At 36.2% G+C, this 25,120-nt stretch carries 26 protein-coding genes; 9 read left to right on the forward strand and 17 right to left on the reverse strand.

What is annotated here, in order from left to right; translation table 11 throughout:
* Position 1: 1 nt before the first annotated feature.
* Positions 2 to 952: an ornithine cyclodeaminase family protein gene (locus KRR19_RS00770; protein ID WP_023015930.1), complete on the forward strand. Its 951-nt coding sequence runs from the start codon at positions 2 to 4 to the stop codon at positions 950 to 952.
* An 80-nt stretch (positions 953 to 1,032) separates the two neighbouring features.
* Here KRR19_RS00770 and coaD read toward each other — a convergent pair whose 3' ends face one another.
* A complete protein-coding gene (coaD, locus tag KRR19_RS00775) occupies positions 1,033 to 1,518 on the reverse strand; it encodes a pantetheine-phosphate adenylyltransferase (protein ID WP_002480554.1) in 486 nt (161 codons plus the stop codon).
* Positions 1,511 to 2,062: a 16S rRNA (guanine(966)-N(2))-methyltransferase RsmD gene (gene rsmD / locus KRR19_RS00780; protein ID WP_002480553.1), complete on the reverse strand. Its 552-nt coding sequence runs from the start codon at positions 2,060 to 2,062 to the stop codon at positions 1,511 to 1,513. The genes coaD and rsmD overlap by 8 nt, the downstream gene beginning before the upstream one ends.
* Positions 2,063 to 2,126: 64 nt before the next feature.
* Here rsmD and KRR19_RS00785 point away from each other — a divergent pair, with 64 nt between their 5' ends.
* Positions 2,127 to 2,516: a DUF7147 family protein gene (locus KRR19_RS00785; protein WP_156666872.1), complete on the forward strand. Its 390-nt coding sequence runs from the start codon at positions 2,127 to 2,129 to the stop codon at positions 2,514 to 2,516.
* A 52-nt stretch (positions 2,517 to 2,568) separates the two neighbouring features.
* Here the strand turns inward: KRR19_RS00785 and KRR19_RS00790 are convergent, their stop codons facing one another.
* Positions 2,569 to 2,823 carry a DUF2129 domain-containing protein gene (locus KRR19_RS00790; RefSeq protein ID WP_002480551.1) on the reverse strand — a complete coding sequence of 85 codons (255 nt, stop codon included), beginning with the start codon at positions 2,821 to 2,823 and terminating at the stop codon, positions 2,569 to 2,571.
* Between the two features lie 138 nt (positions 2,824 to 2,961).
* Between KRR19_RS00790 and KRR19_RS00795 the strand changes: the two genes are divergently transcribed.
* Entirely contained in the window at positions 2,962 to 3,888 is a 927-nt protein-coding gene (locus KRR19_RS00795; protein WP_002480550.1) for a lysophosphatidylglycerol phospholipase D, read from the forward strand.
* Positions 3,889 to 3,987: 99 nt separating this feature from the next.
* On the opposite strand, the gene KRR19_RS00800 is transcribed toward KRR19_RS00795, so the two are convergent.
* From KRR19_RS00800 to cyoE, 4 genes are all read right to left on the reverse strand, one after another.
* Complete coding sequence (locus KRR19_RS00800; RefSeq protein WP_105978380.1) at positions 3,988 to 4,428, reverse strand: YlbF/YmcA family competence regulator; 441 nt, start codon at positions 4,426 to 4,428, stop codon at positions 3,988 to 3,990.
* Between the two features lie 14 nt (positions 4,429 to 4,442).
* Positions 4,443 to 5,483 carry a CAP domain-containing protein gene (locus tag KRR19_RS00805; protein ID WP_105966786.1) on the reverse strand — a complete coding sequence of 347 codons (1,041 nt, stop codon included), beginning with the start codon at positions 5,481 to 5,483 and terminating at the stop codon, positions 4,443 to 4,445.
* A 125-nt stretch (positions 5,484 to 5,608) separates the two neighbouring features.
* On the reverse strand, positions 5,609 to 6,070 hold the full coding sequence (locus KRR19_RS00810) for a DUF420 domain-containing protein (protein WP_002480547.1): 462 nt from the start codon (positions 6,068 to 6,070) through the stop codon (positions 5,609 to 5,611).
* 25 nt (positions 6,071 to 6,095) lie between these two features.
* Positions 6,096 to 7,007: a heme o synthase gene (gene cyoE, locus KRR19_RS00815; protein WP_002480546.1), complete on the reverse strand. Its 912-nt coding sequence runs from the start codon at positions 7,005 to 7,007 to the stop codon at positions 6,096 to 6,098.
* 320 nt (positions 7,008 to 7,327) lie between these two features.
* On the opposite strand from cyoE, the gene KRR19_RS00820 reads away from it, so the two are divergent.
* Positions 7,328 to 8,254, forward strand: a complete 927-nt coding sequence (locus KRR19_RS00820) for a COX15/CtaA family protein (RefSeq protein ID WP_057510365.1) — start codon at positions 7,328 to 7,330, stop codon at positions 8,252 to 8,254.
* A gap of 151 nt (positions 8,255 to 8,405) precedes the next feature.
* Here KRR19_RS00820 and KRR19_RS00825 read toward each other — a convergent pair whose 3' ends face one another.
* The 3 genes from KRR19_RS00825 to KRR19_RS00835 form a co-directional block, all read right to left on the reverse strand.
* The gene (locus KRR19_RS00825) at positions 8,406 to 11,855 is read right to left on the reverse strand and encodes a pyruvate carboxylase (RefSeq protein WP_216733395.1); all 3,450 of its coding nucleotides are present in this window, start codon (positions 11,853 to 11,855) and stop codon (positions 8,406 to 8,408) included.
* Between the two features lie 395 nt (positions 11,856 to 12,250).
* The gene (gene ftsW / locus KRR19_RS00830; protein WP_002480543.1) at positions 12,251 to 13,471 is read right to left on the reverse strand and encodes a cell division peptidoglycan polymerase FtsW; all 1,221 of its coding nucleotides are present in this window, start codon (positions 13,469 to 13,471) and stop codon (positions 12,251 to 12,253) included.
* Between the two features lie 236 nt (positions 13,472 to 13,707).
* Positions 13,708 to 13,983, reverse strand: a complete 276-nt coding sequence (locus KRR19_RS00835; RefSeq protein ID WP_002480542.1) for an Fpa/YlaN family protein — start codon at positions 13,981 to 13,983, stop codon at positions 13,708 to 13,710.
* A 136-nt stretch (positions 13,984 to 14,119) separates the two neighbouring features.
* On the opposite strand from KRR19_RS00835, the gene KRR19_RS00840 reads away from it, so the two are divergent.
* The gene (locus KRR19_RS00840; protein ID WP_002480541.1) at positions 14,120 to 14,602 is read left to right on the forward strand and encodes a hypothetical protein; all 483 of its coding nucleotides are present in this window, start codon (positions 14,120 to 14,122) and stop codon (positions 14,600 to 14,602) included.
* Position 14,603: 1 nt separating this feature from the next.
* Positions 14,604 to 14,807, forward strand: a complete 204-nt coding sequence (locus KRR19_RS00845) for a DUF2197 domain-containing protein (RefSeq protein WP_023015935.1) — start codon at positions 14,604 to 14,606, stop codon at positions 14,805 to 14,807.
* 88 nt (positions 14,808 to 14,895) lie between these two features.
* On the opposite strand, the gene typA is transcribed toward KRR19_RS00845, so the two are convergent.
* Entirely contained in the window at positions 14,896 to 16,743 is a 1,848-nt protein-coding gene (gene typA / locus KRR19_RS00850; RefSeq protein WP_023015936.1) for a translational GTPase TypA, read from the reverse strand.
* A gap of 94 nt (positions 16,744 to 16,837) precedes the next feature.
* On the opposite strand from typA, the gene KRR19_RS00855 reads away from it, so the two are divergent.
* Positions 16,838 to 17,029 carry a DUF5325 family protein gene (locus KRR19_RS00855; RefSeq protein ID WP_002480538.1) on the forward strand — a complete coding sequence of 64 codons (192 nt, stop codon included), beginning with the start codon at positions 16,838 to 16,840 and terminating at the stop codon, positions 17,027 to 17,029.
* Positions 17,030 to 17,194: 165 nt separating this feature from the next.
* Here KRR19_RS00855 and KRR19_RS00860 read toward each other — a convergent pair whose 3' ends face one another.
* Positions 17,195 to 18,013, reverse strand: a complete 819-nt coding sequence (locus tag KRR19_RS00860; RefSeq protein WP_216733396.1) for an inositol monophosphatase family protein — start codon at positions 18,011 to 18,013, stop codon at positions 17,195 to 17,197.
* Between the two features lie 115 nt (positions 18,014 to 18,128).
* Here KRR19_RS00860 and KRR19_RS00865 point away from each other — a divergent pair, with 115 nt between their 5' ends.
* The gene (locus tag KRR19_RS00865; RefSeq protein WP_002480536.1) at positions 18,129 to 18,740 is read left to right on the forward strand and encodes a YktB family protein; all 612 of its coding nucleotides are present in this window, start codon (positions 18,129 to 18,131) and stop codon (positions 18,738 to 18,740) included.
* A 220-nt stretch (positions 18,741 to 18,960) separates the two neighbouring features.
* Positions 18,961 to 20,307: an Nramp family divalent metal transporter gene (locus KRR19_RS00870; protein ID WP_002480535.1), complete on the forward strand. Its 1,347-nt coding sequence runs from the start codon at positions 18,961 to 18,963 to the stop codon at positions 20,305 to 20,307.
* Positions 20,308 to 20,388: 81 nt separating this feature from the next.
* On the opposite strand, the gene KRR19_RS00875 is transcribed toward KRR19_RS00870, so the two are convergent.
* The 5 genes from KRR19_RS00875 to KRR19_RS00895 all read right to left on the reverse strand — a co-directional run bounded on the left by KRR19_RS00875 (position 20,389) and on the right by KRR19_RS00895 (position 25,119).
* The gene (locus KRR19_RS00875) at positions 20,389 to 21,015 is read right to left on the reverse strand and encodes a DUF4064 domain-containing protein (protein WP_156666874.1); all 627 of its coding nucleotides are present in this window, start codon (positions 21,013 to 21,015) and stop codon (positions 20,389 to 20,391) included.
* Between the two features lie 239 nt (positions 21,016 to 21,254).
* Positions 21,255 to 22,397: a lipoteichoic acid stability factor AuxB gene (gene auxB, locus KRR19_RS00880; protein ID WP_156666875.1), complete on the reverse strand. Its 1,143-nt coding sequence runs from the start codon at positions 22,395 to 22,397 to the stop codon at positions 21,255 to 21,257.
* Between the two features lie 36 nt (positions 22,398 to 22,433).
* Positions 22,434 to 23,507, reverse strand: a complete 1,074-nt coding sequence (locus KRR19_RS00885) for an ABC transporter substrate-binding protein (RefSeq protein WP_060803908.1) — start codon at positions 23,505 to 23,507, stop codon at positions 22,434 to 22,436.
* Positions 23,504 to 24,316, reverse strand: coding sequence for an ABC transporter permease (locus tag KRR19_RS00890; RefSeq protein WP_002480531.1), 813 nt, complete (start codon positions 24,314 to 24,316; stop codon positions 23,504 to 23,506). The genes KRR19_RS00885 and KRR19_RS00890 overlap by 4 nt, the downstream gene beginning before the upstream one ends.
* Positions 24,313 to 25,119: an ABC transporter permease gene (locus KRR19_RS00895; RefSeq protein WP_002480530.1), complete on the reverse strand. Its 807-nt coding sequence runs from the start codon at positions 25,117 to 25,119 to the stop codon at positions 24,313 to 24,315. The genes KRR19_RS00890 and KRR19_RS00895 overlap by 4 nt, the downstream gene beginning before the upstream one ends.
* Between the last annotated feature and the right edge of the window lies 1 nt (position 25,120).

The following is a 25,120-nucleotide window of genomic DNA, read 5'->3' on the forward strand; positions in this document are numbered from 1 at the left end:
CATGCAAGTTTATTCAGAATCGGAAGTAAAAGAACGTTATCATATGAAAGATGCGATTACAGCGATTGAAGAAAGTTTCAATAAGCTGAACCAAATCAAAACTGCACCACGCACGGTGATTCCTACAGGTGATGGTGCAAAATCTATGTTATACATGCCTTGTGTTGACTTAGCCAAACAACTCGGCACAATCAAAATCACATCTATCACACCAGAGAATCCAAAACAGCAACTACCTACTACACAAGCACAAATCGTGATTACTAATCTTAAAAATGGTGAAACGAAGGCGATGTTAGATGGCAGTTACCTGACTAGATTGAGAACTGGTGCACTGAGCGGTATTGCGACTAAATATATGAGCCGTGAAAATGCGACAACTTTAGGTATGATTGGTACAGGTGGTATGGCTTACGAACAATTCTTAGGTAATATCGAGGTCCGCCCTATCAATACAGTCTTGCTTTACAACCGTACAACAGAAAAAGCACAAGACTTTAAAACACGTATTTTAAAAGATTATCCAGATTTAAATGTTCAAGTATTAGAAGATGTATCAAAACTGGTCAAACAAGCAGATATTATCAACTGCCAAACACCTTCCACGCAGCCTGTCTTTAACGCTGAAGATGTGCAGCCAGGCACACATATCAACGGTATTGGCTCTTACCAACCGGATATGAAAGAACTAGATGCAAATATTTTCACGCAAGCAGAAAGTGTCGTTGTAGATGATCTTGAAGGGGCTAAAGAAGAGTCAGGAGAATTGATTGAAGCGAATGAAAATAAAACATTCACTTTCGAAGAAATCAATGATGAACTCAAAACACTTTCACAACAAGGGACTCTATATCGTAAAAATAATGACGCCATCACTGTCTTTAAATGTGTTGGTGCAGCTTACTTTGATTTAGCTGTTGCCATCGGTGCTTATGAAAAGTTAAATCAATAACTACAAAACATTTAATATCAAATAAAAAACACGTTTCAACACCTTTTGTATGATACAAATAGACGTTGAAACGTGTTTTATTAGTTTCCGAATTTTTCTTTTAATGCTTTTTCTACAGGAGGCGGTACAAACTCAGAAATATCCGCTTTATATTGCGCTACTTCTTTAACTACACTAGAACTGATGAATGAATAGTTCGTGCTTGTCATCATATATAATGTTTCGACATCACTATTCAACTTCTTGTTCATAGATGTTAAACGTAATTCGTATTCAAAGTCGCTGACTGCACGTAATCCTCGAATGATTGTTTTTGCGCCGATTTTATCACAAAAATCTACAAGTAAACCATTGAATTGGTGCACTTGTACGTTCGGGATATTTGCGACAGATTCTTCAATTAAAGCGATGCGTTCTTCCACAGTAAAAGTCCCTGACTTATTACGGTTTTTCAATACACAGATGTGGATTTCATCAAAACGGTGTGCCACACGTTCAATAATATCCAAATGCCCATATGTAATTGGATCGAAACTACCTGGTATTACTGCTTTTGTTTCAGCCATCATGTTCTCCTTTTTCTAATAACATAGTATCCGTTAAGCCATAATGATAACGTTTAATCACTTCAAAAGAGTGCGTATCAATGTTTTCTTTATGGTTAAACTCACAAACGATGATACCACTTTTCTTCAATAAGTTAAACTCTTCGATTTGTGCTAATGCTTTATCAATTAATCCTTTATCATAAGGCGGGTCTAAGAAGATTAAATCAAATTGAATGTCTCGTTTAGCTAACGCTTTCAAAGCACGGTCAGCATTATTTTTATAGACTTCTGCTTGTTTCATCAAATCTAAGCTGTTTAAGTTTGCTTTGATTACTTTGACTGCTTTAAAATTTTGATCTACAAAAATCATTTCGTCCATACCACGAGACAATGCTTCTATACCTAAAGCACCGCTTCCCGCAAACAAATCCAAACCGATACCTGATACATCATGCAAGGTATTAAAGATACTTTCTTTTACTTTATCTGTTGTCGGACGTGTATTACGCCCTTGCAGACTTTCTAGAGGTTTACTTTTATGTTGGCCTGATATCACTCTCATCTAATACTTCACTTCCCCTCTTGTTCTATAATATAATTTGGGTAATAAGGAGGCTATTCCCAAAATGAAACAATCTTTTATTGTACTCGGTGAAGGACTCACCGATTTATTTGAGTTCAAAACACTTATTCAATATAATCATGAACGCATTAAATGCATTGTGTTCTTTAACAGTCCAAGTTCAGACAAAGGTTTAAGTTCTGCAGCGATTATCATGAATCCAACTGAAGGCAATTACTTCCAAGCCATGTATATCATGTTGAATGCTTTTCCTTACCCTCATCCAGAGGATAATAAAAAATCAGCAATGATTCGCGGCTTCGCTGAAGATTATCAATTACCGTTAAACGAATTAGATGTTAAATCTTCAGACGAGTTTCATGATTTAGAACTCTATTTCAACTATTTAGTCGGTGTCTTACGCTTATATCATTGGATACCGCCATTACAATAACGTTTAATGTCATATCATAAGGGTTATATTGGTTGATACAGTAGTGTAACTATTAATTGATTTCGTATTTTTCTTTTTCATACGTTTTCTTTAAATATTTATAAGGAGAACCTTCAATGTGACGCACATACTTTAATTTCATGAGTCGGTTGACAATATGATCGGCATCATTTTCATTGATATACATGATGACATATTTGCGATTACGATTACTATTGACAATATGACCGTATTTTCTAATATGACGTTCATGCTTCATATGTTTAAGGTATATAATTAAACTGGTTCTTGGTATGATTTCTGTCATTTTGATCACTCCATTACTTTAATCTATAGTATCACGACTGAACTAAATTTGAAATAACCAAACCCCTGTATCACTAAGCATTCACGCTTCTTAGATATTACTTTTGGTTAGCTTCATAAACTACGAGGAGGAAATTTCATGGTAAAAATAAGTAGACTTATCAGAAACAGTGTAGCAGGTGCTGCCGGTATATTCAGCGGACTTATCTTTTTGTCAAAATTAAAAGGACAACCAGAACCTCAACCTATCCCAGCATTCTTTACACGTAAGCCCCATTATATCTTCGCCCATCGCGGCGGCATGGCATTACGTCCGGAACAAACAAAACTCGCATTTGATACAGCGGCATCTTACGAAGTGGATGGTTTCGAAACAGATGTACGGGTCACAAGTGATGAACAATTGATTGTCTTTCACGATGCCACAGTCGACCGTACTACTAACGGTTCAGGCAAAGTACGTGAACATCGCTTAGATGAACTGCAAAAGCTGGATGCAGGTTATCATTTTAAAGACATCAATAAAGAGACGCCTTATCGTGACCACCCAGATGCGAAAATCCTGACATTTGATCAATTGTTAGAATTATATCCTGATATGCTCATTAATGTGGATTTAAAAGATAGTCCAGACTCTTATGAAGGTACGATTGCACCAGAACTATTATACAAATCTATCGTACGTCATAACGCACAAGATCGCGTATTAGTGACGAGTTTCTATCAGGAACAAATTGCTAGATTTTCTGAATTAGCATTAGGAACAGTTGCGGTAGGCGCAAGCCAAGAAGAAGTCACTGTAGGTATCGTTAAATTCTTCAGCGGCTTAGGCAATATGTTTGAAGCGCAAGCCAACACTTTCCAAATGCCGACAAGTTATCATGGTGTGCCACTTACTTCAAAACGATTAATCAATTGGTTGAATTCTCGTAATATCGTTCCAGGTTATTACGGTGTCAACAGTATTGATTTAATGAGCGACCTATTTAACAACGGCACACATACTATTGTCACTGACAGACCTGACCTTGCATTCCAATATCGTCAAAACCAAGCTCAACATTAATATGACTGATCACTCAAATTATAATAATTAATAAACAAAGCAACACCCGCTACCATCGGCTTTATAGCTTATGTAGCGGGTGTTGCTTTGTGTTTTATATTAAGCGTGGATTTGGCATTGGCATGTTCCGCCTGTACTGCATCCATGCATATCTGTTCTAAAGAATGGGTTCCCTACTTCAATTTTCACATTATCTGAAATAGAAGTTGCGATAATTGTGATGACTTCATCCACTAAATTTTGAAGTTCAGTTTCTTTTTGTTTATACGCCATCACAGATGGAACCATGTCATACGCTCGTTTACTTTTACGCGTTGCACGTGTCACTGTTTGATAATCTGGATGATATTTACCAAAACGCATCACTTCATCATAACGTTCTTTATATTTCATAAACGTTTGATAATGTATTTGTGCTGCTTCATCTTCGTTCATTGCTTGACGTGCTGCTATATATTCTTGGTAAATCTCTGAGTTTAAAATCATTTCACTGACTTCATCTACACCATCTAAAACCTCAATGATTTCAGAATTAATCATATTGTCACCTTCCATCAGTCTCCAATAAATATTAATGTATAGTAGCCGTCCATGACATCTCCGCCCATTTCAGTATATTGTGTATTCAATAAACGAGAACGGTGAATGTCTGAATTCAACCAGCTATGCAAGAGTGTCGGTACGTCATTAAAGTCATAACCAACGTTTTGTCCTACGGCTTCAAATTTTATATTACGATCATCTAGTTGTTGTTTCAAAGCACCTTCAGTAAATTCAACATTTTTGTTATTTGTACTTTCGTATAAGTTTACTGAAGCGATGTGACTCAAATCATTATTTACTTTGAACGGTTTAAGCCCCTTCAAGCTTCTGATTTGATTGGTAACTTCATAAAGCGTCATTAACTGGTTGACGTTTTGTTCGTATGGGACATCTTTATGTTGATTTTTAACAGTTTTTTCATTTGATGTTTGTGTCATTTGATATGGATTAAACATGACAAGTGCATTAGCATCAAGGAATCTTACACCAACCACTTTATTGGTTTGTTGATCGATATACACTTGCGCATACACATCACCATATTTTATCAGCATTTGTGTTTTCATATCTTCATCAGAAAGTTCTATATCATAAGACTTACCGTTAGCTTTGATACGGGGTTCTGGATTAATACTCGTGTTTTCAAAAATACTCGAAGCATCTTCAGAGATATTGATAGGTTCAATATCCGCCTTCGTTCCTGTCGCATAGACTGATTTAATGATATTATTCTTAGCCGTCACAATATAATATTGATTCTGTGCTCTGAAGACATAGTTTTTATAGTCATTTGCGTATGCATAGACACGATCAGCTTGACCGAATTTCTTCGTCAAACCGCTGATGTCATTGTTGACCCATGTTCCAATTCCTGTCTTAGGTTTTGGATTTTCAGTCTCCGGCCCTTTTTTCTGTGTTTGTTCAATTTTTGTCGACGATTTCTTGTTTGGATTTTCTAACACATCAAATTTCAGCCGTGGCGAATAAAATAAATAGATAAGAAAAGTTATGAGAAGCAAGACGCCTATAACTTTAATAATTAAATTCCTCATTCTCCGCCCACCTCAATGTTAAGTAATTATCATTGTACACGTTTCACACGCACACTCGCAAGGATAGTCTTTATGTAAAAACATCGACTGACAACAGATAACGTCATCAGTCGATGTTTTACATTTTAAAAGCCGAAAGTTGCTTTAAATAATGAAGTTGTTTCTCCACCTGGGTACATAACATATAACAAGATGTACACGATAATACCTGTGAACGCTGTAAAAATCCAAATAATCGCTGCCCAAGGTCCAACCTTGCGGTGAAGATTAAATTTGTCTTTAAACGCTGTGATGATTTGGAATAATCCCATTAATCCACCCACTGTTGATAACGCGATGTGGAAAATCAAGAAGAAATGGTAATATCCTTTTAACCATGCAGGTCCACCGAAAGCAGTGTTCCCGATAAAGAATGTTCTACTTGCATAAATGATAAAGAATGTTAATGCGAAGAATGCCGCAGTCAACATTACTTTCTTATGCGCTTCAATTTTACGTTTTTTAATCAAGTACCATCCAACAATAACTAACGCCGCACAAATTTGAATACAGCTTGTACTTATCGTCGGCAATATAGGTAGACTCATAAATCTCATCCTATCTTCAATTTATTTAAATCATATTGATTAAAGAAATTACGACTGCTAATGCAAAGAATAGCACTAAATAGTTTAGTGAGTAAACAAACATTAACGTAGCCCATTTCTTTTGATTGAAGTTCTTCTTGAAGCTTGTTAAGCCAAGATACATCCAACCTAAGTTCAGAAGTGTTGCCAATACAACGAATACCGTACCTAAATTTGTAAATAATAATGGTAAAGGTAATAATGCGACTAACCATAAAAGCATACCTACACGTGTACGGTTAAAACCTCTAACAGATGGTAACATAGGAACTTTAGCTAAAGCATATTCGTCTTGACGTTTAATAGCTAAGGCATAGAAATGAATCGGTTGCCAACAAAATACCACTAAGAATAACGCAATTGCTGTTAAGCTTAGTTGGCCTTCAATTGCTGTCCAGCCGATTAAAGGCGGTACTGCACCTGGGAAGCTCCCGATAACAGTATTCCAAGTTGTGTGGCGTTTAGACCAAATTGAATAAAATGATACGTAGCCGATAATGCCCATTAAACCAATGACACCTGATGGTATATTTAGGATAAATAATAAGATTTCTCCTAGAACCATCATTCCGAAACTTAAAATCAATAAATTTTTATTTGAAATTCTGTTATTGACTGTCGGTCTTGACTGTTTGCTTGGCATAATGCTGTCAATATCTTGGTCATAATAGTTATTGAGTGCACATGCGCCCCCCATGATGAGCGTTGAACCGATCATCATCAACAGAATTTGCGGTATAGATGATAGGAAGGAGTGATTCGTTAATACAATCGCTAGCCATGCTCCTGTGAAGGCAGGAATTAAGTTCCCTTGAACGAGCCCCATTTTAATAATTGCTTTCAGTTCTTTAAGGGTTACACGACCAGAAGCTTGCGACAAAGTATGTCCTTTATCCATAATGCCCCTCCTTAAAATATTCATATAATACAATGATATAGCAAAAAGTAATAGTTGACTAGGCTAAATAAGACAAATTTGTGACACTTTAGCGACAACACTAATTTTCAAAAAATCGTCATTTTTGTGACACATTTTCAATCCACATGCTATTAAAATTTATAGCCATTATTGATATAATGTTTATAAATATTTACAATTTATCAAATGACAAATAGGCTTGAGGCATGGAATTCGGATTCGTCTTACATACTTGTTCGTACAAATCCCTCCTTTCCTCTGCCTTTATCTATGTCAATTAATCAGTGGGGTGTTTTAAATTGTTTAAAAAACGTAACCTTAGATGGTTAGCTGTTCTCGCAACAGTTATTATGGCATGGGTTCAATTAGGTGGCGCACTTGTAACAAAAACAGGTTCAGCCGATGGTTGCGGATCATCATGGCCGTTATGTCATGGTGCTTTATTACCGCAAAACTTACCTATTAGTACAATTATCGAGCTCAGTCACAGAGCAACATCTGCTTTATCATTAATCGTTGTATTATGGTTGGTCATTACAGCTTGGAAGAATATCGGGTATATCAAAGAAGTTAAACCACTGGCAATTATCAGTGTCGGTTTCTTGCTTATCCAAGCATTAGTCGGAGCTGCAGCAGTGCTTTGGCAACAAAATGATTACGTGCTTGCATTGCACTTTGGTATCTCATTAATCAGCTTCTCATCTGTTTTCGTATTGACATTAATCATCTTCGATGTAGATAAAAAATACGAAGCGAACAAAGTACACATAGATCCTAAACTTAGAATCTATACTTGGACAATGGCGATTTGTTTATATGTCGGCATTTACACAGGTGCTTTAGTACGTCATACAGATTCATCATTATCTTATGGTTCATGGCCATTACCATTCGCAGACTTGATTCCACATACAGAACAAGACTGGGTACAATTCATGCATAGATTATTAGCACTTATCGCTACAATCAGTGTGTTCCTTGCATTTAACTATGCAATCAGACACTATCACGAAAACCGTACCATCCGATATGGTTACACAGCAGCATTACTTTTAATCGTACTGCAAATTATCACAGGTGCTTTATCAATCTTCACAAGCGTGAATTTATTCATCGCTTTACTACACGCATTAATTATCACATTTGAATTCGGTTTAATCGCCTACTTCATCTTATTGATGCTGCGTACAAAACGTGTTGAAAAAGTTAAAAATAACGCTTATTAATACAAATAACCGTTGAACAGACATCACTGTTCAGCGGTTATTTTTTGTTGTTTCATCCAAACTTCTTAATCACTTTTACTATAAATAGGCTTCTCAAGAATAGAAATACCGGAAACTGAAGGGAGTTTCAGCTTCCGGCATATTTTAACGATTATTCATCTTTTTCTAATTCCACTAATAAGTCGCCTGTTTGAATACCTTCACCATTTGTGACAGTAACTTGTTTTACTGTACCGTTGAATGGTGCTTGTACTGTTGTTTCCATTTTCATTGCTTCAGTAATCAAGAGTGCTTGTCCGCTTTCTACGTGATCACCCACTGCAACTTTAACTTCTGACACTGTACCAGGCATTTGTGCACCGATATGGTTAGGGTTAGCTTTGTCTGCTTTTGGTTTTACTGTCGCATTCGTTTTCACATTTTCATCTTGAATTTTAATTTGACGTGTTTGACCGTTCATGATGAAGAAGATTGTTCTGACACCTTTATCATCTGGTTCAGTAATTGCTTCTAATGTGATAATCAACGTTTTACCTTTATCGATTTCCACTTCAACTGTTTCACCTGTACGCATACCGAAGAAGAATGTCGGCGTATCTAATAATGACACATTACCGAATTGTTCTTTTGTAGCGATGTATTGTTCATAAACTTTAGGATAAATCGCATAACTGATTAAATCTTGTTCAGTGACAGGTTTTTCTTGTTTTGCTTGAAGCTCTTCACGTAACGCTTCAAAGTCGATATCTTCAAGGTATTCACCTGGACGTTCTGTTAATGGTTTTTGACCTTTCAACACAACTTTTTGAAGTTCTTTATTGAAGCCGTCTGTTGGTTGACCGATTTCACCTTTGAAGAATGAGACCACTGATTCAGGGAAGTCGAGTTTGTAACCGTCTTTTAAGACATCTTCTTCTGTTAAATCATTTTGTACCATGTATAACGCCATATCTCCAACTACTTTTGAAGATGGTGTTACTTTAACAATATCTCCAAATAAGAAGTTTACGCGACGATACATATCTTTAACTTCATGGAATCTATTGCCTAAGCCTAAACTTTTCGCTTGTTGGTTTAAGTTTGAGTATTGACCGCCAGGCATTTCATATTGGTAAATTTCTGTGTTCGGTGATTTGAAATCACTTTCGAAGTCACTATAGTAATGACGTACTGTATCCCAATATTGACCTAAACGTTCAAGACCATTGATATCTGTACGTGCATCACGACCAAAGCCATTTAAAGCATAGTACAATGAGTTCGCACTTGGTTGACTTGTTAAACCACTCATAGATGATACTGCTGTATCAATGACGTCTACACCTGCATCTGCAGCTTGTTTATACGTTAAAATACCGTTACCGCTTGTATCATGCGTATGCAAGTGGATTGGTAAATCAACTGCAGCTTTTAATTCTCCGATTAATTCAAAAGCAGCTTTAGGTTTTAATAAACCTGCCATGTCTTTAATCGCAAGAATATGGAAACCTTCTTTTTCCAATTCTTTCGCAAGGTTCACGTAGTATTCTAATGTGTAAATATTAGAGCGTTGCGGATCTAAAATATCCCCTGTATAACAAATTGTACCTTCAGAGATTTTGCCCGCTTCTTGAACCGCTTCATTCGCTACTTTCATTTGGTCTAACCAGTTCAACGAGTCGAAAATACGGAAGACATCTACGCCAGCTTCAGCACTTTCTTTTACGAATTTCTTAATCACATTATCAGGATAGTTTTTATAACCTACTGCGTTTGATGCACGTAATAACATTTGGAATAAAATGTTAGGAATGGCTTTACGCATTTGTTCTAGACGTTCCCATGGATTTTCTTTCAAGAAGTTATAAGCAACGTCAAATGTCGCACCGCCCCACATTTCAAGTGAGAATGCATCTTGTAAGATTTCCGCTGTTTGTGATGCAATAGCTAACATATCTTTCGTACGCACACGTGTCGCAAGTAAGGATTGATGCGCATCACGGAATGTTGTATCTGTAATCAACACATCTTCTTGTTTTAATAACCAGTCCGCTACAGCTTTAGGACCTTGTTCATCTAAGAGTTGTTTTGCACCTCTTAATTGTTTGATTTCTGATCTTGGTACACGGTCTACATGTGGACGTTCAAAATCCGGTTTTTGACGTTTTTCAACACTTGGGAAACCGTTGATTGTCACATTACCAATGTATTCTAATGTTTTAGTACCACGGTCTTGTGTTGGATTAATTTCAAACAACTCAGGTGTTTCTTCGATGAATTTAGTTGTATAGTCGCCTTCTTGGAATTGTTTATTGCGAATCACGTTAATTAAGAATGGAATATTCGTTTTCACACCACGAATACGCATCTCACGTAAAGATCGATCCATTTTTTCAATCGTTTGTTTAAACGTTAGCGCATGTGTAGACAATTTCACTAATAATGAGTCATAGTATGGTGAAATTTCAGCACCTTGGAATCCATCACCAGCATCTAAACGTACACCGAAACCACCACTAGAACGATAAGCGATAATGTGCCCAGTATCCGGCATAAAGTCATTTGTCGGATCTTCAGTTGTGATACGACATTGAATCGCATACCCTAATGTATGAATATCATCTTGATGCGGAATACCGATTTCATCGTCAAATAACGATTCACCATCTGCTACAAGAATTTGTGTTTTCACAATATCGATACCTGTAATCATTTCAGTGATTGTATGTTCTACTTGTACACGTGGGTTAACTTCAATAAAGAAGAACTCATTGCCAGATACTAAGAACTCAACTGTACCTGCGTTGACATAGCCCACATTGTTCATTAATTGTAATGCTGCGTCACAAATACGTTGACGTAAACCTTCATCCATACCTACTGATGGCGCAACTTCAACAACTTTTTGGTGACGACGTTGTACAGAACAATCTCTTTCATAAAGGTGAACAATATTACCGTGTTCATCACCCATGATTTGAACTTCTATATGTTTTGGTTCATTAATGTATTTTTCAATATAAACTTCACTGTTACCAAAAGATTTTTGCGCTTCAGATTTCGCACGTGTAAAGGCTTCTTCAAGTTCAGACTCCTCATTCACAATACGCATACCTTTACCGCCGCCACCGCTAGTGGCTTTAATCATCAATGGGTAACCTGCTTCTTTCGCAAAATCTGCAGCTTTATGATAATCCTCAATCGGACCATCTGTACCCGGAATAACTGGTAAACCAGCTTCAATTGCTGTGGCACGGGCTTTCACTTTATCACCAAACATATCTAAATGTTTAAGTTTAGGGCCGATAAAGATAATACCTTCTTCTTCACAGCGTTTTGCGAAGGTTTCATTTTCACTTAAGAATCCGTAACCTGGATGAATCGCATCAACATTCGCATTCTTCGCAACTTCAATAATACGTTCAATATTTAAATAACTGTCAGCAGGACCTAAATCCTCTCCGACTAAATAAGATTCATCAGCTTTGTTTCTATGTAACGAACCTTTGTCTTCATTTGAATAAATTGCGACTGTTGTAATGTCTAATTCAGTGGCTGCACGGAAAATACGAATTGCGATTTCACCGCGGTTTGCTACCATTAACTTATTAATCTTCTTCAAGTGATCAACCCCCAAAAAATCAATTATTAGAATTTTCTAAACCTTTGTTGTAGATAATAGTATACCAAAACACGAACATTAATGTTAGTAGATGTATCTGTTCTGATATGTAAACTTCAAGCCAAACTATACTGTTTCAGCAGCTTATAAACACGCCACCAAAGCATGTTAGACAGTGCTAGTATAGATAAGACATATAGAAGCATATCCGTATTATATCATATTTTCTTATAACACATCATAAACTTTATTTATACTTATTTCTGAAAGCAATCATTTTAGCTTAACCATTATTCTTAACATTTCTTACTCGTCAATAAAAAACGTTTGTCTTTTTAAAAATCTTTCAATCGACATAAAAAAAGACTGAACGTGCTTACGCTCAGTCTTGTCATTTAATATCTTCTTGGAATATCAATATGTTTTTGTTTTGCTTTTTGTTTATCCATCTTGATTTGTTTCGCAGTAATTAATAATAAACCTAAGGCGATACTTAAACTAATCATAGAGGAACCACCGAAACTAATAAATGGTAACGGTACCCCTGTTAATGGAATTAACGCTGAAATACCACCTAAGTTAACGAAAGTTTGACTGCCGATATAACTTGCGATACCAACACAAACGAGTTTATAGAAATAAGAACTTGTTTCAGAAGCTAACTGGAAAGCTCTATAGACAATAAAGAACAATAATCCAATCACAAATAGGCCTCCGATTAAACCTAGTTCTTCACATATGACCGCAAAAATAAAGTCTGTATGCGGTTCTGGCAGATAGCCAAGTTTTAACACACTGTTGCCGATACCTTTACCGAATAATCCCCCATTCCCAATCGCCATTAAGGAGTTTGAAATATGGTAACCTGTACCAGATTCAAAATGGAATGGATCTGTCATAATTCTAAAACGGGCAACTAAGTATGCAGGTAACCAACCTGCAATGGCGAATAGTACTAATGCAATACTGCCACCTACCAATATGATACCGCCCCATTTTAATAGCGGTTTAATCCAAATACCTGCATAAAGCATAATGGACATAAAAATAATGATAATCAGCATCGTTTGCCCAACATCACGTTGGAATAGCACCATGATAATACACACAATGATAAATAATAACGGATTCAGTATTAATTTCGGATTCGCAAGTACGCGCTCACGCTTTTTATTAATCATGAATGGCAGATAAAGTATAATGGCGATTTTCAACAACTCTGAAGCTTGTAAGTTCATAAACCCTAAGTTAATCCAACTTTTAGAACCATTGATATTTTTACCGATTAATAACGTAAAGAATAGCAAAAGGAAAATACCTGCCATCATAATTTGTTGCACACGTGTTTGCTGTAAAAATTTAACGTTCATGAAGAACGCCATAAAAAATACAATAATAAAACTCATCACAACGTACATTAACTGTCTTGTATAAAAATACGTACCAGACACAGGTGTACCCCCTGTTAACGTCCCTTTAGTAGCAGGAACCATACTGGCACTGTAAACCATAATCAACCCAATCAAACACAGCATTATATATGTAATCACTAACGGATAATCGATATATTTTGCATACTTTCCGACATACCGAAAGAAAGATTTTATGTTATTCATTTAAAAATCATCCAATTCTCATATTTGAAGTGTTTTCAAATATATTTAGAGTTTGTATAAGACTTTAATGTCTTAATTCTGTTTTCACTTTGACGATATCTTTATAAAACCACATTTTTAAGTCGTGTTGCAAGCATTTCTGTATGCTGAAAAGAAATAAAAAAAGTGACTGTACATTCTATCAACTTCTGACAGAACTGCAGCCACTTTGTGCGGTTTAATCTGATGCTGTGAAATTAAACGTTTGTGAATGCTTCATGAAGTTTAGACAATTCTTTTTCAAGACGCAACATGATTTCTTTACCTTGTTCGATATCAATCAAGCCTAAGTTTGCTGCAAAGTCTACTTCTTTTTGTAAGCCAAACATTTGTGTATCTAAAACTTCTTCATACAAAGGACATTGCGGCAATGTTAAATTGTCCATTTGTACTTTAATTAATTGCAGAATGCGATCTGCATCTTTATTTAATTGGTCATATGCCGCGTTATTGATTGTGTTCGATTTCGTCATGACATACTCCCCCTATCATTTGTTTGTCATATTAAAAATTTTAGCCTACTCAAAACTAAATTGCAAGTAAATTTCGAATCAGTAACTCTATTCTATGTTATCATAGACTCAGATATTATAAAGGGGAGCGCATAACATGATACAAATTAAGGGTAAAGTTAAATTTCCAATTACTTTAGACAGTACAACTTGGATTTTTGACGATCGTAAAGTAAAAATCGAAGATTTAGAAGCAGGCGTCTTTGAAGGAACAAAACCTGTCGAATTCCAAAATAACCGTGAATGGAATCGCGCAATTTTGGAAGGACAAACGAATCCTCCAACCCTGAATTCTGAAATTAAGTATAAAAAGCGTGCCATGATTGAGGACACATTTGTGATTAACATGACACCTTTCTTCAAGAATGCTGAACCAAATGACGATGCCACAGCAATTCGTCTATCTAACGATGAAGATTCAATCGAAGTACCGTTAAGCTTATTACCTTACCTGTTCTTTAAATTCGCAGATAAAGGGAAACGTTTATATGATGACAACGGTGTAGACAGCTTCGTGTACATACCTGAAGAAGGGTATTCACATGAATTCAAACATGTGACGTATATCGAGGTGGTATAATTTGATAAAAGTACAGTGTATCATCTGTGATACAGAAGTACTCATGGATGAAAATACATTGGAAGCCAAACAGCTGCGCAATCATCCTATGCGCACATTTATGTGCGAAGATTGCAGAAGTCGTTTAGATGTTCCTAAACAACGTAATAACTTTTATAAAGCACAAGAAAAATTCAATATATTAACAGAAGACCATGACGATTGATTCATGGTCTTTTTTTCTTCCTAAATATAAAAAAAGAAGCCCGAATCTTTATGATTCAGACTTCTTCATTATCTTAAAACTGTAACGATTACTCGTCTTCAGCCATTAATTGTTTAATACGTTTTGCTTCTTTTTCACGTTGAGATTTATTTAAAATTTTCTTTCTCATACGGATACTTTCAGGTGTTACCTCTAACAATTCATCGTCATCGATAAATTCTAACGCTTCTTCAAGTGTTAAGATACGTGGACGTTTCATTGTTTCGGTTTGGTCTTTCGTAGCTGAACGTACGTTGGTTTGGTTTTTAGTTTTAGTGATATTTACTGTTAAGTCATTATCTCGGTTATTTTCACCAACAATCATACCTTCGTATACTTCAGTACCTGGTTCCATGAAGTTAGTACCACGGTCTTCTAAACCAATAATTGCATATTGGCTTGCTTTACCTTGGTCCATAGAAACTAATACACCATTACGACGTCCGCCGATACGACCTTTAATACGTGGACGGAATTCTTCGAATGTGTGGTTGATGATACCATAACCACTTGTCATTGACATGAACTCAGTTGTGTAACCGATCATACCACGTGCAGGCACCATGAATACTAAACGTGTTAAACCATTATCTGTAGTCACCATGTCTAACATTTCACCTTTACGTTGTCCAAGTGACTCGATAACTGAACCTGCATTTTCTTGAGGTACTTCACATTGTACGCGTTCAAATGGTTCACATAAAACGCCATCGATTTCTTTAAGGATTACTTGTGGTTTAGATACTTGTAATTCAAAACCTTCACGACGCATATTTTCAATTAAGATAGATAAGTGTAATTCACCACGACCTGCGATAACCCAAGCATCTGGTTGGTCAGTTGGTGTTACTTTTAATGATACATCTGTTTCAAGTTGTTGATCTAAACGGTCTTGAATTTGACGTGCAGTCACATACGTACCTTCACGCCCTGCGAATGGTGAGTTATTTACACGGAAAGTCATTTCAAGTGTTGGTTCATCAATACGTAAAACAGGTAATGCTTCTTGATGGTCATGTGGTGTTACTGTTTCACCTACGTTGATATCTTCCATACCTGAAACCGCAATTAAATCCCCAGCATGTGCTTCTTCAATTTCTTCACGTTTTAAACCGAAGAAACCGAATAATTTGCTGACACGGAAGTTTTTAACACTGCCGTCTAATTTTAATAATGAAACTTGATCTCCGACTTTGATTGTACCGCGGAATACACGACCAATACCGATACGACCTACATAGTCGTTGTAATCAAGTAACGCGATTTGGAATTGTAAAGGTTCATCGCGGTTATCTACTGGTGCTGGTACATAGTCTAAGATTGTTTCATACAATGATTGCATGTTTTCATCTTGTTTATCTGGTTCTAAGCTTGCTGTACCGTTTACAGCTGATGCATATACAACTGGGAATTCTAATTGGTCATCATTTGCATCTAATTCGATAAATAAGTCTAAGACTTCATCTACAACCGCTTCTGGGCGTGCTGCAGGTTTATCGATTTTATTTACAACCACTACAGGTTTTAAATTTTGTTCTAACGCTTTTTTCAACACGAAACGTGTTTGAGGCATTGTACCTTCGTAGGCATCAACAACTAATACAACACCGTCTACCATTTTCATGATACGTTCCACTTCACCGCCGAAGTCAGCGTGACCTGGTGTGTCTAAAATATTAATTCTAGTGCCTTTATAATTAACTGCAGTATTTTTCGCTAAGATTGTAATACCACGTTCTCTTTCAATATCATTAGAATCCATTGCACGTTCATCAACATGCTCATTCTCACGGAAAATACCAGATTGTTTTAATAATTCGTCAACTAATGTTGTTTTACCATGGTCAACGTGAGCAATAATAGCAATGTTACGTACGTCTTCTCTTAAATTTGTCATACTAAATTTCCTTTCTTGAGTAAATTCCCACTTCAATTTGCAACTTTTTTATTATATCATATTATTGAGCAAAGAATAATAAGGTGGGGTTTGAATGCAGAAAAAAAAATCAAAAGCTATATTTTGGCTTTATTCTGTTCTTGCAGTCATTTTCTTAGTACTGTTCAGTTTTAGCTTAGGTGCTCAAAATTATTGGTTTATGGCGATTACAGCCATTATCCTAATTGCAATTTTCGGTGCCGGCTTTACAACTAAGAAAAAATATCGCGAAAACGATTGGTTCTGACCAATCATTACATGAATTTTTAACATAAAGGGTTCCACTCCTTGCAGTACCCTGCAGGAGAAAGAATACACATATATTTCAGTCAAAAGAAAAAGGTTGGGTACCTAGATGCTTTTTGAACAATTGCTTGTTTAAAAAGCTTCGATGGTCCCGACCTTTTATTTTTTATCGATATCTTTTGTGTAATGTCTCAAAAGTTTCTTTTTCCGGCAACATGTGTTTCGTTAAAATTTCCTCATGTATGGATTGATTGCCGACCAATACAGAGTGCGGCTGATTTAGTGAAAGTGGATTACCTAATAAATCCGTACCTTTACCGCCTACTTCATTTAAAATAATTAAAGCACCGGCATAATCCCAAGGTTGTAATCTCGGTGTTAAATATGCACCTAATTTTCCTTGCGCAACATGAATCATTTCTAAGGCTGCAGAACCATAAGCGCGACAACTTCTCGCTTCATCTACTACCTTTCTGAATATAACACCAATCACCGGCTTTGTTAACCAATTTGGATTAATTCCAATCAAACTTTTATTTAAATCCGAATTCTCAAGCGGCTTCATTGGATGTTCGTTTACAAACGCACCCTCTCCTGCTTTTGCATGATAGAGCAAATCATTCATGACATCATAAACAAATCCTGCATAAGGCTCTCCATCATTATAAATACCGATAGAAATCGCAAAACTTTCTTTTTGATGCACAAAGTTCAATGTGCCGTCAATCGGATCTATAACCCAGACAATACCTTTTTGTTCAACTTCAGACATCGGTCTGCCATGTCCTTCTTCACCAATAAATTGGTGGTCTGGATAATTCTCCATAATGTTATTGTAAATAAAATCTTCCGTTGCTTTATCAACATTTGTCACCAAATCATTTGGATTGGATTTTGTTTCAATATTGATATCTTGCTGCATCATTTTACGGATATTATTACCCGCTTCAATTACAAGTCCTTTTGCAAAATCATATACTGCCATTTACGAACACCCCTTCTATCATATTATAACTAAATCATTTCAGAATTTCATTTACTCTAAATCAAGCCAAAATTATGCTACAATGTTTTCAATCATAACAACAGGAGGCTTTGTCATGTCTAACTATACTTTTTCTTCTAAAGACTTTAAAGTCTTTGAAGTGCCTGGATTAGAAGCACGTATGGCTGAAATCGAACAACACATCAGACCAAAACTACATCAGTTGGGTGAACACTTCGCTGACTTCTTATCTACCCATACAGCAGATGAATTCTTTATGCATATCGCAAAACATGCACGTCGTACAGTAAATCCGCCGAAAGATACTTGGGTCGCTTTCTCTACGAATAAACGCGGTTATAAAATGCTGCCGCATTTCCAAATCGGTTTATACGAATCACAAGTCTTTGTCATGTTCGGCGTTATGCATGAAGCTAAAAATAAAACGCATTACATTGAGGTCTTTGAAAATCACTTCAAAGATATTGAAAACTTGCCTGCAGACTACCGTATTTGTGTAGATCATGTCAAAATGGATAAACCATTGATCCAAGACCTATCGACTGAAGACTTAGAACAAGCATTGTCACGTGCAAAACAGCTTAAAAAAGGCGAATTCTTTGTTGCACGTACACTCTCACCTGATGCACCTGAGTTAAAGTCAGATCAAGCATTCCTCGATTATTTAGAAGATACGTTTGAGCAACTGTTAAAGTTTTATCCATAATAGCATAATACCGAGCATTTAACTATTCATTCAAAATTATCGTGCTGATTTAGACAAAGTTTGCCTTATAATACTTTGTTTAAATCAGCTTTTCTTTTTCACCTACATCTCGTTGCTTACAATTTTAAACGTAAAAAACAGTTTTATTAGGTTGACCTAATTTTATTTTTACTTTATTATTAAACCATTGTTAGAACATAGAGAAGTGGGGGTGACCTTCTTGACTAAAAGACAGGTCAATTATAATAACGACAGCTTAGACGAAATCAACAATACTGTCAGTTTCAATTCAAACAGCAGTATCAAGCAGAAATTCCTTTCATTCTTAGGACCGGGCTTACTGGTTGCAGTAGGTTATATGGATCCTGGTAACTGGATTACCTCCATGCAAGGCGGAGCCAAATACGGTTATATTCTGCTTTTTGTAATATTAATTTCAAGTTTGTCTGCCATGTTGCTTCAAAGTATGACAGTCAGACTCGGTATCGCATCAGGCCATGACTTAGCACAAGTCACAAAACGTTTTTTAAATAAACCTTTAGCATTTATATTCTGGATCATAGCTGAACTCGCAATTATTGCGACAGATATCGCAGAAGTTATCGGCAGTGCCATTGCGCTTGATCTATTATTCGGAATTCCATTGCTTGTCGGTGCGATCATCACAGTACTTGATGTCTTTATCTTATTATTTATTATGAAATTCGGTTTCAGAAAAATTGAAGCCATCGTCGGTACGTTAATCTTTACTGTACTCGCAATCTTCATCTTTGAAGTTTATATTGCTTCACCTGACGTTGTCAGTGTATTAAATGGTTTTATACCTAGCAGTCATATCGTTACACAACAAGGTGCCTTATATATTGCCTTAGGTATTGTTGGTGCAACGATTATGCCGCATAATCTTTATTTACACTCATCTATCGTCCAATCAAGAACATATAATCGTAAAGATGAAGCTTCTAAAGCACAAGCCATTAAATATGCGACAATTGATTCAAACATTCAATTGACTATCGCATTTGTGATTAACTGTTTATTACTTGTTCTAGGTGCTGGTTTATTCTTCGGTACAGGCAATGCAGATAATCTTGGCGGTTTCTATGACTTATATCAAGCCTTAGAACAACAACCGTTGCTTGGCGCATCTCTTGGCGGTTTAATGAGTACTTTATTCGCAGTCGCTTTACTTGCGTCAGGTCAAAACTCAACGATTACAGGTACCCTAGCCGGTCAAATCGTTATGGAAGGTTTCATCAACTTAAAATTACCAAACTGGGTAACACGATTAATCACACGTTCTATCGCAATTATTCCAGTTATCATTTGTTTAATTATCTTCCATGGTAATGAAAGTATGATGGAACAACTCTTAGTCTTTTCACAAGTATTCTTAAGTATTGCTTTGCCATTTACTTTAATTCCGCTTCAACTTGCGACAAACAACAAAGACTTGATGGGAAGATTTAAAAACAAATTATGGATTAACATAATTTCATGGTCATTAATTGTTATCCTAAGCGGATTAAACATCCATTTAATCATCCAAACATTCCAAGAACTGTAAACAAAAGCTATACAATAAAAATAAAGCAGCTGCAATCCAGTAAGTTTCCCCTTTACGGATTGCAGCTGCTTTTTAATTTTATTATTTGAAATCGTCTAAATCATGTCTGCGTGGACGTTCATGATCGTCTCTTCTACGTTGTTTAGCCAATTCACTTTCATTCGCATTTTCTTCATAATGTGCTTCGTGATTAGCTTCTGAATCAAATTTGTCATGTTCTGCTTTGTCTCTTACCTGTTTGCCTTCAGGTTTGATTTTTTCATGATTGTTTGTGTTTTCATTATCACGTGTAATGTCTTCGAAATAGCCATGATTTCTGTCGTACTCTTTGTTGGCTTCACGTTTAGCTTGGCTTCTTCTAACAAACAACATAATCGCTACAATAAAGAATAAAATAGATGCGATAAAGTTTGAGAAGTATAAACCAACTAGTGCCGCGACAATTAAGATAATACCTGCAACAATGCGGTTTTTCTTACTTAATATAAGACCCACTGCTGCGATAATTGCGACAACAATCAAACCAATCGTTGTGAAGACCATTGTTTGATGCAAGAATTCAGGTGACATACTGGAATCCCCTTGTTTTAACAGAATGTCAGCCAACATGCCATCCTTCATGAATGTACCGATTAAGAACAGCAACATGTAGAGTACTGTCAGACCTACACCGATCCATCCAATGATTCTTTCTACTTTTCTATTCATTGTAATACCCTCCTGATTAAGCGAAATTGAAGCGTCGCATTATATTCTTCGCTGACTTCATCCGCTTTTTTAAGGCCGCTTAACGGGTCTTATAAACGTAACTACCCTTAAAGCACTCAATTTATGCATAAATCAATTTAAATTTCATTTATTTCAACTATGCAATAGAAAATTTTTTGGTTTTTTTACCAAGATAAAAACCGAAAGCAACGATAATCATTGCTTTCGGTTTATCAAAATTATGATTTTTTATCTGAATCTTGCGCTTGTGTATCTTCAGTTGACTGTATGTCATCTTCTTTTGTTTCTTGCGTTGTCGGTGATTTACCTTGGTTGAATGAACGACGCTCTTCAAAGTTCATGCGTCGTTGATTCACAGCACTCGGACGATTTTTACGTGCTTCTTTCGCACGACGTTTTCTTTCTTTTTTCTCACGTTTACGTGCTGCTTTCTCTTCAGCCGTTTCACCTTTACGTGGTTCAACATCACGATATTTTACTTCTTCAGGCTCATCAGAAGGTTCTTGCATACGCGCTTGTTCACGCTCATATGCATCTTGTTCTTGTTGTTCTCTGACTTCTTCTTCTGATTTTTGTTTATATTTCGCCTGACGTGATAAGAATTCAGGTTCACTTTCATCTTCACGTCTTGTGATTGGTTTTTCAGACTGTACAGGTTCTTCTGTATCTTCTGTTTGATGTGTCTCTTGTACTCTGTCTTTTTTCGGTACATATGGTTTCACATCATCTTCTTCGTCATCATACTCATCACGTTTTTCATAAGAAGGTTCATAACGTGGTGTTCTCTCGTCTTCTGGATAGCCATGTGGACGTCTTACAGGTTCACGGTCATATCTATCATAATCATCATAACCGCCCTCATATGGTACATAACCACCGCCATAACGTGGTACAGTTTCTATTCTATCTTTACGCGCAAACATCATAATTGCGACAATGAAGAATAGTACTGGTATGACGATTGTTGCGAGTAGTAACACTAAAGGCAATGTAATGATAGATGCAACTAAGAAGAGAATTCCAGATAACACTCGGATATTCATAGAAATGAGTGCTAAGAATGAAATTAATAAACAGACAATTAAATAAACAATGACTGCCCAAATACCGTTTTGAAGCCAAATCACAAATTGTGTTGTATTTAAACTGTTATTTGCGAGCACTTGTTGTGCTAAATCATTATTGTTGATTGACTGTTCAAGATTTTGAATTGATGTATTGTTGCTGAATGACACAAGCGCAATAAACATAGTAATTACTGTTAATAACAATAATCCAATCCAGTTCAGCCAACCTAAGACTTTTTCTGCCACTCTGCTGACTGGACGTTTTATTTGTGTATATTGTGGTTCTTCAGACATCATTAACACTCCCTACTCTACTTACTAATCAAAATATTATTGTAATGACATTTTGAAATTCAAAAAATGCTCATTATAATCATTTAAAATATCTTTACCCAAATCTTTATAGACTTCAAGCCTACTTTGTGTTTCTTTTGAAGGATAAAACCTTTGATCATTTTTAATTTCTTTCGGTAAACGCTTTTTAGCCGCTTCATTCGGCGTCGCATAACCGACCCATTCAGTATTTTGCTTACTGTTTTTTGGGTCTAACAAGAAATTAATAAACTGATACGCACCTGCTTGGTTTTGTGCTGTTTTTGGGATTACCATCGTATCGAACCACAAGTTAGAGCCTTCTTTTGGGACGACATAGTCAAATTCAGGATTCTCTTGTACAATCGGTGCTGCAGTGCCGCTCCATACGACTGCAATATTCGCTTCGTGTTGTTCTAACATCATCGTTACTTCATCACCGACAATCCCTTTGACTTGAGGGGCTAAATGCGCTAAATCCGCTTCCGCTTCATCTAAACGTTTCGGATTCGTTTCATTTAAGCTGTAGCCAAGTTTATTCAAACTTAAGCCCATCACTTCCCTCGCACCATCCACTAATATGATATCATTTTTAAACTTCGGATTATATAAACTTCTCCAACTTGAAAAATCATCATGTGGATAGGCGTCTTTATTATAAAGTATACCCACTGTACCGAAGAAGTAAGGTATAGAATAACGATTATGTTTATCATAATCCATATTCATGTAATTTTTATCTAAATATTTCATGTTTGGCAGCTTACTATGATCTAGAGGAACTAATAAATCATCCTTTTTCATCTTTTGAACCGTATATTCACTTGGAAATGCGACATCATAATGCGTACCACCATTACGAATTTTTGCTTCCATCGCTTCGTTAGAATCAAACGTTTCATAAATCACTTGAATGCCAGTTTCTTTCTCAAACTTATCGATTAACTCTGGGTCGATATATTCTCCCCAGTTATACACATAAAGTTTCTTGCCTGATGCTTGATGTGCTTCACTGCCATACCATTTACTGATCCCTAAACAAATAACTCCTATCACCAGTGCACCGATAATCAATTGTAAAAATCGCTTCATCGCAGTACACCTCGTTTCAAGGACAAGCGGCGTTTTGTATAACGCTGAATCATATAGTATCCGATAATACCAATGATGATAACGCCAAAGATTAACGTTGAAATCGCATTGATTTCCATACTGATACCTTTACGTGCCATCGCATAAATTTCTACTGATAACACACTAAAACCATTACCTGTCACAAAGAAGCTGACAGTAAAGTCGTCTAATGAGTATGTCAACGCCATAAAGAAACCAGCCATAATCGCAGGCATCAAATTCGGAATCATGACACGATTTAAAATCTGCCATTCTGTTGCGCCTAAATCTCTCGCAGCCACAAACATATTTTGATTCATATCATAAAGTTGCGGCAACACAATAATGACTACAATCGGAATACAAAACGCAATATGCGAAATTAATACCGTCCAAAAACCGAGCCCCATTCCTGTAAAATGACCGATAGCAGTAAACATAATTAAGAATGACGCTCCTATTACTACATCAGAAGAGACCAATAACACATTATTTAACGTCATAAATGTCAATTTCAAACGTTTCTGACGTAAATGATACAGCGCAATAGCACCAAACGTACCAATTACAGTAGACACGGCTGCAGCTAATAATGCCACCGCAATCGTATTGAATAAGATAGCCATTAAACGATCATCTTGAAATAAACTTTGATAATGTTCTAACGTGAAGCCTTCAAAATGAATCATATTGCCGCCTGAATTAAAGGAATATACCATTAAGAAGATAATCGGTACATATAAGCCGATGACTAATAACCAAAGATAGACTTTGCCATACCATGTCATGATCTGCGTCCTCCTTCGTTGCCTGATTTCGTGATGACTAACACGAACGCCATAAATAAGATTAAAACAATCGCAATGGTTGAACCCATGCCGTAGTTTTGAATCACTAAGAATTGTTCTTCAATAGATGTCCCGATATTAATCACTTTGTTACCCGCGATTAAACGCGTAATCATGAACAGTGACAAAGCTGGAATAAACGTGACTTGAATTCCAGAGAGTACGCCTTCTTTCGTCAAAGGTAAAATGACTTTTAAAAACGTCGTCCAACGATTGGCACCGAGGTCTGTAGACGCTTGAATTAAATTCTCAGGAATCGTCTTCATGCTATTGAAAATCGGTAAAATCATAAATGGGATATAAATATAACTCGCAACGATAATAAACGCAGACGCAGTAAATAATAGTTCCATATGAGGAAGATGCATCACATTTAATATTTGATTGATAATACCATCATGACTCAAAATTCCGATAAATGCATACGTCTTGAGAAGTAAATTAATCCACGTCGGAATAATTAATATTAAAATCCACATGTTTTGATGTACAGATTGACGAATAAAATAGGCTGCTGGATAACTGATAATCAATGTGACGAGCGTAATGATGGCCGCATATAGAATAGAAATCCCCATCATTTTGACATAACGCATACTTAAAATCTGTTGATAGTTCGTCAAACTGAAATGGCCTTGATTATCTAAAAATGAGAAATATACTAATAAAATTACTGGAATGATAATAAAACCTACCATCCAAATCATATAAGGAACCATTAAGTATTTATTTAATTTTGTCATC

Source organism: Staphylococcus sp. CWZ226, assembly GCF_018986355.1.
Classification (GTDB): Bacteria; Bacillota; Bacilli; order Staphylococcales; family Staphylococcaceae; genus Staphylococcus; species Staphylococcus simulans.